The organism is Pseudomonas sp. S2_F03, assembly GCF_054668335.1.
On the sequence record NZ_CP162759.1, the window covers coordinates 708,175 to 720,919 of the forward strand.

General features: G+C 51.5%; 9 protein-coding genes and 2 pseudogenes. 1 reads left to right on the top strand and 10 read right to left on the bottom strand.

Features of this window, described 5'->3' with window-relative positions; all coding sequences use genetic code 11:
- Nucleotides 1–77 precede the first annotated feature (77 nt).
- The 4 genes and pseudogenes from AB4N76_RS03320 to AB4N76_RS03335 all read right to left on the bottom strand — a co-directional run bounded on the left by AB4N76_RS03320 (nucleotide 78) and on the right by AB4N76_RS03335 (nucleotide 5,579).
- Nucleotides 78–698, bottom strand: coding sequence for an OmpA family protein (locus AB4N76_RS03320; protein ID WP_460164109.1), 621 nt, complete (start codon nucleotides 696–698; stop codon nucleotides 78–80).
- Between the two features lie 757 nt (nucleotides 699–1,455).
- Nucleotides 1,456–1,869 carry a hypothetical protein gene (locus AB4N76_RS03325; protein ID WP_460164110.1) on the bottom strand — a complete coding sequence of 138 codons (414 nt, stop codon included), beginning with the start codon at nucleotides 1,867–1,869 and terminating at the stop codon, nucleotides 1,456–1,458.
- Between the two features lie 1,736 nt (nucleotides 1,870–3,605).
- A pseudogene (locus AB4N76_RS03330) lies at nucleotides 3,606–3,738 on the bottom strand (type VI secretion system contractile sheath small subunit); the annotation flags it as partial.
- 674 nt (nucleotides 3,739–4,412) lie between these two features.
- Nucleotides 4,413–5,579 carry an EAL domain-containing response regulator gene (locus tag AB4N76_RS03335; protein WP_460164111.1) on the bottom strand — a complete coding sequence of 389 codons (1,167 nt, stop codon included), beginning with the start codon at nucleotides 5,577–5,579 and terminating at the stop codon, nucleotides 4,413–4,415.
- Between the two features lie 211 nt (nucleotides 5,580–5,790).
- On the opposite strand from AB4N76_RS03335, the gene AB4N76_RS03340 reads away from it, so the two are divergent.
- A complete protein-coding gene (locus AB4N76_RS03340; protein ID WP_460164112.1) occupies nucleotides 5,791–6,417 on the top strand; it encodes a response regulator in 627 nt (208 codons plus the stop codon).
- A gap of 22 nt (nucleotides 6,418–6,439) precedes the next feature.
- Here the strand turns inward: AB4N76_RS03340 and AB4N76_RS03345 are convergent, their stop codons facing one another.
- From AB4N76_RS03345 to AB4N76_RS03370, 6 genes and pseudogenes are all read right to left on the bottom strand, one after another.
- On the bottom strand, nucleotides 6,440–10,096 hold the full coding sequence (locus tag AB4N76_RS03345; protein ID WP_460164113.1) for a transporter substrate-binding domain-containing protein: 3,657 nt from the start codon (nucleotides 10,094–10,096) through the stop codon (nucleotides 6,440–6,442).
- A 122-nt stretch (nucleotides 10,097–10,218) separates the two neighbouring features.
- A complete protein-coding gene (locus AB4N76_RS03350) occupies nucleotides 10,219–10,458 on the bottom strand; it encodes a fimbrial protein (RefSeq protein ID WP_460164114.1) in 240 nt (79 codons plus the stop codon).
- The gene (locus AB4N76_RS03355) at nucleotides 10,455–11,255 is read right to left on the bottom strand and encodes a fimbrial protein (RefSeq protein ID WP_460164115.1); all 801 of its coding nucleotides are present in this window, start codon (nucleotides 11,253–11,255) and stop codon (nucleotides 10,455–10,457) included. The genes AB4N76_RS03350 and AB4N76_RS03355 overlap by 4 nt, the downstream gene beginning before the upstream one ends.
- Nucleotides 11,252–11,998, bottom strand: coding sequence for a fimbrial biogenesis chaperone (locus tag AB4N76_RS03360; RefSeq protein ID WP_460164116.1), 747 nt, complete (start codon nucleotides 11,996–11,998; stop codon nucleotides 11,252–11,254). Before AB4N76_RS03360 ends, AB4N76_RS03355 begins: the two co-directional genes overlap by 4 nt.
- A gap of 48 nt (nucleotides 11,999–12,046) precedes the next feature.
- Nucleotides 12,047–12,367: a FimD/PapC C-terminal domain-containing protein gene (locus AB4N76_RS03365; protein ID WP_460164117.1), complete on the bottom strand. Its 321-nt coding sequence runs from the start codon at nucleotides 12,365–12,367 to the stop codon at nucleotides 12,047–12,049.
- A pseudogene (locus tag AB4N76_RS03370) lies at nucleotides 12,368–12,589 on the bottom strand (fimbria/pilus outer membrane usher protein); the annotation flags it as partial.
- Nucleotides 12,590–12,745: the final 156 nt, after the last annotated feature.

Genomic DNA, 12,745 nt, shown 5'->3' on the forward strand with positions numbered 1-12,745 from the left:
CACTTGCTCGGGGATAATCAGGATTTAGGTGGACCTAAAACACCAAGCGATTAAGCCACACCCATCTTCATAACGGACTACCCACAAAAGCCCGCTTGCGGTACCAATTGGATATCCACTCGACGGTTGGCCACTCGCCCGGTCGCGGTTTCATTACTGGCAATCGGTTGTCGACCTGTCATGCCCTGGACGGAAAGACAACTGTCAGGAATGTCACCCATTCGTTGCATCCTGCTGCTTACTGCCGAGGCGCATGCGTATGAGAGTTGGAGGTTTTGTTGGGCATCGCCCATGGTGTCAGTGTGCCCGACGATCACGATCAGCCGACCAGGTTGAGCTTTGATGTTGACTAAGGCATTGACCAACACCTTGGCGGAGCTGGGCTTAAGCTCACTACTTCCCGGATCGAACAACGACAGACTGTCCAGATGCACCGTGTCGCCCCTGGTCATATGCGGGTGGGCGATTTCAACCGCTACCTGATTCCACCACCAGAGGCCGCACACCGAGGCGATTGTGGCGGTCACGCCAATCAACCACCACGCTAGACGGCGCCTGCGGGTTTTCGCGGCTTCAGGCGGCACCTCTGGCATCGGGTGGGCTGGCCGAATCACCACTGGGGTTACAAACGCAGGTTCTGGAACCCTGCTTGGCTGCGGCGCCCTTTCACCCGCACGATAAACGTTGGTGAAACGCATGACGATGCCTGCACATCAAGCTGACGCGCTTTAGAGGGAAAGCGTTGAACATCCAAAGTCCTTTCTTGCCCTGTTACGACGGGCATTGGTTCGCAGACGAGGCAACTCAAAGAAGCGCAATAATTCGCCCCATTCCTAGTCTGAGAAATTTAGATTGCTGCGGACGGTAACAAGGCGAAAAAGGAATTGATGTAGGAAACTTCCCAAACCATCCAATTTCTACCGCTCTGGATTGGTAAAGACAGTAAAAGTTATGTCGCGCTCGTTTCTCAGCTACAAAGGCAAAGCTTTGAAAGGCATAACGAACTAGCTTGCTTATAGGATGAGCTCTGTCGGCGACCAGGCCTCACATCGTGCACGCATGACCTGTTTACGGGGCAGCCCATTAACGAGATCGAATACGAGCGGGTTACAGATACCTGCCAAAAATACTTCACCGCCTTACTCCTTAGCACTTAGCACTTAGCACTTAGCACTTAGCACTTAGCACTTAGCACTTAGCACTTAGCACTTAGCACTTAGCACTTAGCACTTAGCAGATTGGGAGCCAAAACTTCTAAAGAATCATTAATCACATTTACCCACGACAACTTTTAGACCCCCCTGCACTCTTTGGAATGTCATAGGGTCATTTGACCGGATGAACATCGAGACATTCAAGTTGACCATTGACATCATTTAAGAACACGAGAAATCCAACATCACACCCAAAATCAAAGCAACCAGACATAAAATCACTAGGCGGCGACATACTGCATCATTCCTTCTCAATTTTTTCTTTACAAGATAGATGATCTGCCAACCCTGAATCAAATATAACCTCGCAAGTCATAACTTTCTCGCCAACAGGCTGCAACGGAGTTATACCCAACTCAATAAAAAGCTTTTCATCTACAAATGTTCCTTTTTTAAAATCAACATCTGCGTAACCATTGCTAATTTTTTCTCCATTTACAGAGCAAATATTTTTTTCTGCAGAGACTGTTCCATTGCCACCAGGAACTAGATTTTGAATCACGACACAGTCGTCTGACCAAGCGAGATATCGAACAATAGGAATCCCCGCTACAGCTCCGGTACCTGAGTAAAGTACTTTACTGTAGTCAACTTCACTCGCCTCTGCTGCGGCAGTAACAGCAAATGCCAACATAACAAAAATTGATATTTTCATTGATTCATATAATCCTTTCGCCTTTGAAATCTATCTGGAGGAACTCCTCCCCAAATATTTTGATTTGAAATTGCCGCCCTCATTCTCTCAGGATCATTTTCTACAAAAGGCTTTTGAATATAAGGCCTCGTATCTTTATGGTAATCACCCCTGTAAATCAAATCAATTACGATATCCTGAATACGTCTGTTAACTGCGTTCCAATTGAGCAAACCATACGCCGCTCGATTAGATTGCCTATCAGATATACGAATTACTTCACTTTTCATAAAGTCGTATACAGGCAAAAACAGATCATACTGCTGCCTTCTAGTGATTTTATGTTTTTTGATCAGCATAGGCGCATTGTCAAGATAGGTCTTTGCAACGGCGCCCTGCAGTCCTTTGGCCCCAATCAACCAAGATAATAGTGGCTCTGGAATGCCTGCGGCGCGGAGGTCGAGGCCCGGGGCAGGACGCTGCCCAAGATCATAACCACGACCAATTGTTATTCCAGAAGCCCCACCCGGCCAATGTACAACCCGACTGAAATATCTATATAGTGGATGCGACTCATTTTCTATGTCATTAACTTCCACATCAAATGTTAATTGACCATATGGCACTTTAAGCCACCTCAGATCATTATCATCAACGCCTACACAAAAACTTCCAACCAGCCCCACCGGGTGCATGTGATACACCTGCCCATGCGCCGGCAACCCAACCTTCGTTGCCACCTCATCCCACCAGCTCATCTGCTTGATCCGCCCTTTCTCCGCCAACGAGTTCAGGAGCGGGGTCGAGCCGCTATGGCCCAGGATTTCGTCCAGCGCGTCCCACTTCTGTGGCGTATGGCGCCACTCGCTTTCGTAGTGGATGATCAACTGTGAAAGCGACTGTGCCTGCGCCGGCAGACCAATAGCTACTCGTAGCTCCTCAGCAGTCATTGTTCCATTCTTGTCGCGATCAATGATGTCGTACAAACGACTCCTCACCGGCGCTCTGTCCGACGTATCAGCCAAAGCCCCATGGCGTTCGAGTTCATCTTCACTGAAGCGGCCGATCGCCCGCAGGAGGTAGGCCAGAGCTTGCCGGGGAGTGTCGTAGTTGAAGATTACGTCGTAACCCTCCCACGACCAGGGATTGACCCAAGAAGTAACCCCCACCTCTTCACGCACCCAGCCGCTGCAAAACTGGCTGTTGGCGTCGTGGAGCAATTCATCAAGACGGTACCAGTTATAGGCGTTGGTCTGCGCCGTCGCGGGAACTGCAATTTTCCTCTCGGCAGACATACCATCGAGCATGCTCTTGGGCACCAAAAGATCGGCATCACTGCGTGTGCCGGCATCGCTCAGTTTGGGCGGCTGCGCGGCATTGAAGTGATTTTGATGGAACACCACAGCGGTGCCCTTGGCGAGTTTCAACCAGGTCTTGTCGGTGGCGGGCATTTGCCGTGCCCAATCCTGACTGTCGGAGAGGAACGTTTCCACGTCATCGGCGCTGAACACTTCCAGGTGCAATTTCTTTTCCGGATGCTCGGCACGGCTGTCTTGATACTTGCCGATGTGACCGATCAAATCGCCGGCCTTGATGGCTACGGGCTGATCGAGGACCACGATGCGGTCCGTCTTGGGTTCTCGTGTGCCTTCCAGCGAATTGAAATGAACGTACTGGTTCACCCGCTCCAGTTTTCTGAATGCCCCTTCACCGCTAACCGTCACTTCGGTCCCATGTGGCAACTGCGCAATAACGGCACTGCTGTAATCACCCATCACCATCAATTTAAGTGGCAGCTCGATTTCTTTTCTGCGCGCCACCAGTATGCAAATCGAGCTTGATATTGACCCGTGCCTTGGGCACTTCATTCTGAAAGCTGTTTGAAGCCATAAATCCTCCAGACGCAGCCCCTCGAGACAGAAGGACTCCATCGTAAACACCAAGTAAAATTCGAATTCATACGCCTGACTGCCAGCGCAATAGCGAGTCAGCTACGAAATATAAAACCATTCTCAAAACTGCGGCAGGCATATGCGCTACCGCATTTACGGCGAAATCTCCGCATTTACGGCGCTATAGCACAGCAAATCCGCACAGACATACGCACACCCAGAAGATAGCCGAACACTACTCTTCAAAAAAACAGAGTTTTTAATACCCACTGAAAATTCGCTATGTGCGCACCAACATATCTACACAGGCGACATCACCAACACTCGGAAACACTAACCACAAATTTTGAATGGAGAATATTTACCATAAATTTCTTAAGTTGCAACCCTACCCGAACAATTATTAAATTATTCTGAATTTAATTGAGCACAGATCTAAAACTTGGGAAGTTTCCTACAGAGTTCTTCTTCCTGCTTTGCTAGCGAACAACAACCTACTTAGCGTTTTCTTCATGCAACATCAGGTTTTTCTCTCAAGCTCATAATCACCAAGGTCTTTAACCGAGTCTTTATCAGCGAGCACCGAATTAATATGTCCATCAAAGGTATCAATAATCCGATCACCCGCGACTCGCTTAAAGAAAGGCTTTGCGACAGGCAAGCCCATTGAATCTATAAACGTGCATAAATCCTGCTCCGACATGGGGCGGGCGAAAAAGAAACCTTGTGCAAGTGTCCCCCCATCTGCTGGAGTTCGTTGCATTGCTCGAGCGTTTCCACACCTTCAACCACCAGCGAGATATCCATATCCTTAGCCAAGGCAGCCACGCTACGAATAATGGCTCGGTTCTGCGGCCGATGTTCCAGATTGCGGATAAAGGTATTGTCCAGTTTGATTTGATTGAAAGGCAGTTCGCACAACCTAGTCAGGGACGAATACCCCGCCCCGAAGTCATCCATGGCGAGGCCGCACCCCATCATTCGCAAGCGCGCCAGGTTTTCCAGACTATCCGCAGGCGCCTCAAGCAAGCCGACTTCAGTGACTTCAAACACCAGGCCATTCGCAAGAAGTTGATAGTGCTGCAATCGCTCCCGAAGAAGTTCCGGCAGGCATCTCGACCTCAGCTGAGAGGCATCCAGGTTGAAGGCCAATTCAAGGCTTTTGTTCTGTCTGAGCAGTTTCTTTTGAAGCGTCAAACCTTGCTCAATCAATTTCCAAAATAACGTATTCAGCAGCTCGAATGATTCGATGGCCGGCAAAAAATGACCAGGTGCCATTAATCCACGCTCAGGGTGCTGCCATCGGGCCAAGACCTCAGCACCCGCGATTTTTTGGGTTCGCAGGTCTATTTTAGGTTGGTAATAGGCGACGAACTCGCCTTCGTCCAACCCGCGCCGGATATCAGCAAGGCTCGGAATTGAATCCAGCTGAAGCGGTGCCAGTTGTTTTTGCTGCATGCTGGCGTAGCGGTTGAGCAACAAACGTAAGCGCTCCAGGTTGAACGGCTTTCCCAGATCCCCGATAAATGGCAACCCCAGATAGTCGATCATGCTGATCACGCCTTGACGCAAAGAAGCGTCGACATCGCTGCTCAAAATCACCGAACCAACCAGGTCTCTCTTGCAGGCTTCGCGCAGAAAGGCCAACCCGTCCATGCCAGGCATGCGCAGGTCACAAATGACGATATCTACACGGCCAAAAACCTTGAGTTTCTTCAGTGCCTCCTGCCCCTCCGAGGCCTCGATGACACGGGTCACCCCAGCCTTTAACAATGCGATGACCGCCAAGGCCTTTTGAAATGGATGGTCTTCCAGCACTAGCACTTTGAGTTCGGACACGACGTTCCCCAGAGAGCGAAATAAACACAGAAGCCTAGCGGTTTACTTGAAGTCCTCATGCAGGAATGCTTCTCTTGTTTTGTAGGAAACTTCCTATAAGTGGATTTTTCCTACAACTACCCATGCCAATTGCCTTCGAGTGGAGTAAAAGCCTCGTCTTCGGAATCCGGTGGTCGCGGTCTGACATCCCCCCTATGCCTTGGAGTGTGAAATGAGTCGTATCATGATAGTTGATGACCACCCGGTGATCCGGATGGCTATCGCAATGCTGATGAAACAGCTTGGGCATGAGGTCGTCGGTGAGACGGATAATGGCGTCGAGGCAGTACAAATCGCTCGAGAGCTGAAGCCGGACTTGGTCATCCTGGATATCGGCATTCCCAAACTCGATGGCCTGGAAGTCATCAAACGATTCAAGGCAATGGAGCTTCCAATACGTGTCCTGGTACTCACCTCCAACTCGGTGAGTCAGTTTGCGACGCGCTGCCTAACCGCCGGGGCGTTCGGATTCGTGACCAAGGGTGAAAAACTCGATGAGCTCGAATACGCGGTCAAAGCTGTATTGGCTGGGTACCACCATGTACCCCGGGAATTGCACAACTCAGTCCAAAATTACAATCCGGAATTCACCGAGGAAAAACAGATTGGCAAGCTGTCCAATCGTGAGGTAGCGGTTTTGCGCTTGCTGGCTAAAGGCATGACAAACAAGGAAATTGCCGACGATCTATTGCTCAGCAACAAGACCATCAGCACCTATAAAAGCCGACTGATGGAAAAGCTCGATGCTGAATCGACTCTGGATCTGATCGAATTCGCGAAACGACACGATTTCCACTGATTACTCCAAGACAGGTTCCGCCTTATTCGCCGACGCTCAAGTGCTGTTTCAAGGCAGTCTCAAGCTCACTCATGGCTTGTTCGACCTGCTTCACTTGCGCGGATATTTCCTCATCGTCGGGGTCGGGCCTGTCACACAACGCTTCTAATGCTTCGCACGCCTGAACCAACTGTCGAGCCTGAATCATGCGCGCAGCACCCTTGATTCGGTGTGCGAGATCTGAAATTTCCTGACCATCGCAGGAGGACATCGCCAACTGCGACAGCTGCCCCAGGTCACTCCTGTTGGTTTTCATTAACTCGCCCAGCAACATATTTATCAAATCAGGGTCAGCTCCCGTCAGGCGCTCCGGCTCTTCCAGGTTAAACAATAACGCTTCAGAACTACTGGATTCGGCCTCAGAAGGCAGGGGGAGATTGCGTGCAACCACACTGGAAAGTGTACTGCTCAGAGCAGACAGGCCAGTGGGTTTGAACATACAGCCGTTCATGCCCGACGCTTTGCATCGCTCCACGGCATCTGGCTGGGCATTGGCTGTAAAACCCACGATCGTACAGCTGGATAATTGGTGCGATCTTTCAGACTCACGAATTTTTCGAGCCAATTCGTAGCCACTCATCACCGGCATGTTGCAGTCCGTGATCACCACATCGAATTGTCCTTGTGACCATACTTCAAAGCCTTGCGCCCCATCCACCGACTCCTCGGTCTGATGTCCCAGATACGCCAGCTGTCGAGCCATGAGCAGACGGTTCGCCGGATGATCATCAACCACCAGAATGCGCAAGGACTGGCCCGCACTGGCACTTGGAGCAGGCTCAGCCAGATGTTCGTGGGTCAATGGATAGAGCGTACTTAACGTCAACTCGACATTCACCACGGTGCCTTTACCCAGCTCACTATGCAGGCTCAGCGCCCCGCCCATCATGGAGCAAAGTGACCGACAGATAACCAGCCCAAGGCCCGTGCCTCGCCTCGCTGTCTGAGCGGGCTGATCAGCCTGGACAAAGGGCTCGAACAGGCGTTTCTGGTCTTCTTTCGAAATACCGATACCGGTGTCTTCAACCTGCAAGCGCACTTGCAACAATTCGTCGCCCACGTGTTTGCCCTGAATGTGCAGTTGAACCCGGCCCTGCTCGGTGAACTTAATGGCGTTACTGATAAGGTTGGCGAGCACTTGTTTGAATCGCACAGGATCAATCAACACATCCTTGTTAATGCTTGGGTCAATATTCATCGCCAGGGTCAGGGACTTCTGCCGCGCCAGGCCGTCGAATACGCGCACTACTGACGCCACCAACTCCTGCAAATTGGCACGTTGGGGGCTCACGTTCAAATGGCCGGACTCGATACGCACGACGTCCAGAATGTCACCGATCAGTTCCAGCAGGCCACGAGCCGCGTCGTGAGCAACCTCAATGGCGCCGCGGTCGTAATCCCCCTGCTCGGCTCGTTTGAGCGACAACTCCAACATACCGATCACCGCATTCATCGGCGTTCGGATCTCATGACTCATGGTGGCGAGGAATGTGGTCTTGGCGCGACTGGCCGCATCAGCTTCCTCCTTCGCCGCCTGCAACTGCTCGACGAGCACGCGTCGCTCACTGATATCGAACCAGCCACAAATCACCCCCATAATCTCTCCAGACACATCACGGTATGGCTGAATCCAGTGATAAATACTCAAGGTTTTACCCGCGAGTGTGAGGGTTCGATCCTGCTCCAAAGGCTGGTTTGCTGCCATCACCAACATATAGTCATCATGGAAGTTCAAGGCTTCGGCAGCATTGCTATTGCTATTGCTATTACTCTCCTCGATCGCAGTTTTGCCGATCACTTGTTGACGGGTAAGGCCAAAAACCTGCAAATAATTGTCATTGCAAGAGACCAGGCGCCCTTCGCGATCACGCACATAGATCGGGTGCGGTGTACCGTTGATCAGTGTTTGTTTAAAACGCAGCTGATTGTCCAGCGCCCGTTCGGCCTTCTCCCGCAGCTTCACCTGGCGCCGCAAATTCGCGTTCCAGATCAATGACACCAGAATCAACATCAGCACGGCTGCGCTGATCTGGTAGATCAGCGTTTTGTGGTCCTTCCAGGCAGATTCGCGACTGATGGAATTGGATCGCCATCGTGTGTTGATCACATTCATTTCATCGGGAGGAATGCTCAGCAAAACCTTATTAAGGATTGATTGCAGCTCAGTATTGCCACGCGACATGGCGAACGAGTAATTCGCAGTGCCAGCCCCCAGTACATTGAACACGCGCAGCTTTTTGTCAGACAGGCGCATGGTGTAATACTGCGCGACACTGAGCCCTGCCACAGTGACGTCTGCCTCCCCACGCTCCACCATGCCCAAAGCATCGAGTAATGAGGGGGTTTCAATGATCGCGTGATCAGGGTAGTCATTGCGCAAGGCCTCTAGAAAAGTCATCCCCTGCGCTATGACAAAGCGTTTGTCGCGCAAACTATCGTAGCCCGGGCGCGGGTTATCGTTTGTACGCGTGATCAAGGCGACCGGAGTAGACAAGAGCGGATGAGAAAAACGCATGGAGTTTTCTCGTTCTTCACTCGCGGTCAGCACCACCAGGTCTGTTGCGCCGGTGGTAAGTGCACTCGCAAGGTCATTCAATCGCTCGGTGTACTCAATGTCGAAATGAATGCCGGTGCGCAGTGTGACCAGTTTCAACAGGTCTGCGGATATTCCGCTGAAATTGCCATTGCCATCCTCAAATGCCAGCGGTGCCTGATCGTTGCTGATGAGTACTCGCAGCCTTGGGTGCTTGCGAACCCAATTATTCTCCGCTGGTGTCAGGTGCAGTCCGGCATGAGCGGCGGTTCCCGTCCCCCCTCCCCAGCGTTTGATGATGGCACCCAGTTGCTCCGGTGTAATCGCCATAAGCGCCTTGTTGATGATCCCCAGCAATCTGTGGTTATCGTTGTTCAACGCGAAGCTGACACCGCCAGAGTGGATTTTCAGGCTGCGCTCGAATTTCACATAATTGAAGTAGTTTTCATTGATCAACAGATTGCTGGAAAGCGTATCACCCAGATATAAATCCGCATGCCCGAACGCCAATGCCGCTAGTGCTTGTTGTCGCGAATCGAAGAGCTGAATGATGGCGCCGGGCAGGGATTTACGAATCACGTTTAATGGCAGGTAGTCGTTGGCCATGGCAACTTTCATTCCTGCCGTGGACTTACCGAACGCACGCTTGTCATTAAGGCGACTGAACAGTGCCGACTCCTCCGATGCGTATGGCAAACTCAGGTTCAATGGCCGAACATTGACATCATAGTTATTGGCAGAACCCAACAGATCAATCTCGCCGTTTTTCAATGCATCGATAGCACTGGCACGGTCGGGGAACTGATGGACGATCACGGGCATATGAATTAACTGGCTTATTAACCCTACTACGTCTGCGGTAACACCCTCGTACTGGCTGCCATTAAGCGTTACATCGAAGGGCTCGTAATCAGATGCTGAAGTACCTAGTACCAGGTTTCTCTTCTTTCGCAAAAAACGCCAGTCATCATTACTGAGCGATAACTCCTGTTGTGCAACTTGTGATCGGCTCATGAGTGAATATAGCTTGGGCACCGAAGTGCTTTCGGCGGCATGGATGTCAATAGCGATAATGCTTAGACAAAAAACAAAAAACTTGCAGCGCATACAGAACAGACGCCTCACCATAGAGGTACAGAGTTATCGCTTCAGAACAGCCGGCACGAAGCGCAGGAGACCTCCTGTTTGAGGAGTCCTCAGCGCATTTCCTCAACTTGAAACCCTACAGGTCAGTAATAAACTACCTGTACTACCATGAGCGCCTCGAACGGCCCGACTTCGGGCTCGCCCACGGCTATGACCGTCGCTTGGAAAGGCACATCGATATGCGACTCGCCTGCCGGAAAACTTGCCAGTGGAAAAGGTTCGTTGATCGGTAACAGATTGTTGTGCGCATCCCGGACTTGTATGCCGATTTTGCTATTAGAACCTGCCAGAATCGTGTGCAGACCTTGCTGATTGGCCGTCACGAAAGTCGCGCCGATATTGATAGCGCTGCTGCATTTTTTTCCAGCGATAAGTTGAATGGTTTGGTCGGATTGGGCGGCGTAAAGCCGGTAGTGGTTCTCTGAATCGTACCGAAGTCGACAATGCCAGGCTCTGGCGTCACGGTGACATCCACTGAACAGGCCGTACCGACTATGTTCTGCAAACCACTGAGTTGGAATCGAAAATTATCAAACGGATTACTCGGCCCCTGGTTGAGACCATAGATCCCGTCTAGCTGGAACACATCGTAGGTATCTACCGCCGGACGCTGCAGCGGCAAGAGACCTCGTTTTCGAATCACTACCTGAAAGGCAATGCTGGGATAAACGATCGAGCAAGTCTTCATCTGCGCATGATCGATGGCACTCGGACAAGCAGGGGAAGTAAACCCGGTGAAAACGCCTCGACCCGGGTTAGAACTCCAGTCACCGTCCCAGGCAGTCACTTGTTTGTAAACCAGACCAAATTCGATGCCCCAAGGGACAGCGTTCAGTCCTGCGGGGTTACCATAAAAATAAATTGGGTCGTCTTCAATATAGTGAACATCGCGAATTTTCCAGCACTGAGCCGGTACGACATGTGTTTTAGAGCGCCAGATGATCGTGCCATCCGGTACGGCATCCGGTACCGAAACAGAACCTATGTGTTCGCTCAGGTAGCTGCCGCCATTCATCGATTTACAGAACAAGGCCCACGAGGCTTGGGAAAAAGTAAGCAGCAACGCGCTCACGCATAAGTTGAGCAATTGCCGGCGCATTCCTTGAGCCGCGCGATTCATGGCTTCACAACCTTGCAAACGTTGGCCGCACAGTTGAACAACGTATCGGTCTGCCCGCCGAAATCGTTCATGTTCGACACCCGCAGTTCGGTGAACTGAGTGTTGCTCAGTGCGAGCCGGGCACCGCCTTGCGGCGCGATCATCACGGTCTCAATCGGCATCTCTGTTTTCTCGCGCCCCACCAGTAGACCCACCACGGTAATGTGGAATGGCGTCAGATTGCTCACCACCAGTTGCTTGCCCACCGGGTCGATTTTCACGTCGAGGCCGAACGCCAGATCCTCGCCCCGCCCGCGTTTTACGGCAGCCGGTCGATAAAACAATTTGATCTTCGATTGCAGAGCAATCTGCATTGCATTGACGGCTTCGGTCTTGGGTGGAATTTCGCGAACATTGAGATAGAACACCGATTCACGATCTTTGGGTAAAGACGTCTCAGGTAACTTCACAATACGCAGCACACTACTTTCATTGGCCTCGATGCGCTGCAACGGCGGCAGAACCATGAAGGGTGAACTGACTTTTTGTCCATTCCCATCCTCGATCCAGGATTGCACCACAAAGGGCAGTTGGGGATTTTTATTGGTGACAGTAACACTCGACGAAGACGCGCCTTCTTCGAAAATAACCCGGGTTCGGTCTGGTACTACCGCTGCATTGCTGAACAGCGGCACAAAAAGTATCGCCAGCATCGCCAAACGATTGAACCGCAGGCGATTTAAAGAACGTGCATTTGTGTACATCAACAACTCCAAAAAATAGGTGGGGAAAGCCAGCAGTCGACAACCGGCCTATAGGCAGCGCACAGGCGTAGCGATGTTGGACACCATGTCGTCATTCGGTAAAAAGGCCAGTGCGCAACTTTTTGTGTCGTCCCAACGTGCTACCAGTTCGGTCCCGCTCTTGGCACCAAGCAAATAGGTCACCCCGGCCTCGCCGACAATGCCCACTTCCTTCTTGGTGTGTTTGTCCTGAACAGAGGCACCGAAAGGCACCGGTCGACCGTTTTCCAGGGTCAGCTCGACAAACGCGTTATGGCCCTGATAGGCAGCGAAGTTGATGTAGCCAATGGCGCCTTCAGTCAATGCGAGCCGCTGAATCGGATTTGACACCTCGGTGTTCAGAGGTAACTTTTCAATGTTGACCCGGGCTTCATAAGCCTGGAACGGCGGCAAGCCATCGATGACGACGTAGCCGTCTTTGTTTGAGCGGCTCTGCCCGGTGAACGCCACGTCCGGCACGCCACCGGTAGACGCCAGTAATCGGGTATCGCCATTTGAACCATTGCCATGGGCAGCGACGCCGTAACGGGTAAAGACAAGCGAACTGTCCAGTTCACCAGTGAGTGAGCGATAGGTGTCGCCGTCAGTGGTCGCCGATGCATTGGCCCGATAGGTCGACCCCTCTTACCGACGTAAGCGTTAACGTATTTGTTGTCGCCCACTCCGCCATAGACCTGATAGTTCATGCCTTGGCTATCGTCGTAGCTG

Bases quoted from the DNA above. Each gene is read 5' to 3' on its own strand.
- AB4N76_RS03320 (WP_460164109.1), bottom strand. From the start codon at position 698: ATGCGTTTCACCAACGTTTATCGTGCGGGTGAAAGGGCGCCGCAGCCA.
- AB4N76_RS03325 (WP_460164110.1), bottom strand. From the start codon at position 1,869: ATGAAAATATCAATTTTTGTTATGTTGGCATTTGCTGTTACTGCCGCA.
- AB4N76_RS03340 (WP_460164112.1), top strand. From the start codon at position 5,791: ATGAGTCGTATCATGATAGTTGATGACCACCCGGTGATCCGGATGGCT.
- AB4N76_RS03345 (WP_460164113.1), bottom strand. From the start codon at position 10,096: ATGCGCTGCAAGTTTTTTGTTTTTTGTCTAAGCATTATCGCTATTGAC.
- AB4N76_RS03355 (WP_460164115.1), bottom strand. From the start codon at position 11,255: ATGAATCGCGCGGCTCAAGGAATGCGCCGGCAATTGCTCAACTTATGC.
- AB4N76_RS03360 (WP_460164116.1), bottom strand. From the start codon at position 11,998: ATGTACACAAATGCACGTTCTTTAAATCGCCTGCGGTTCAATCGTTTG.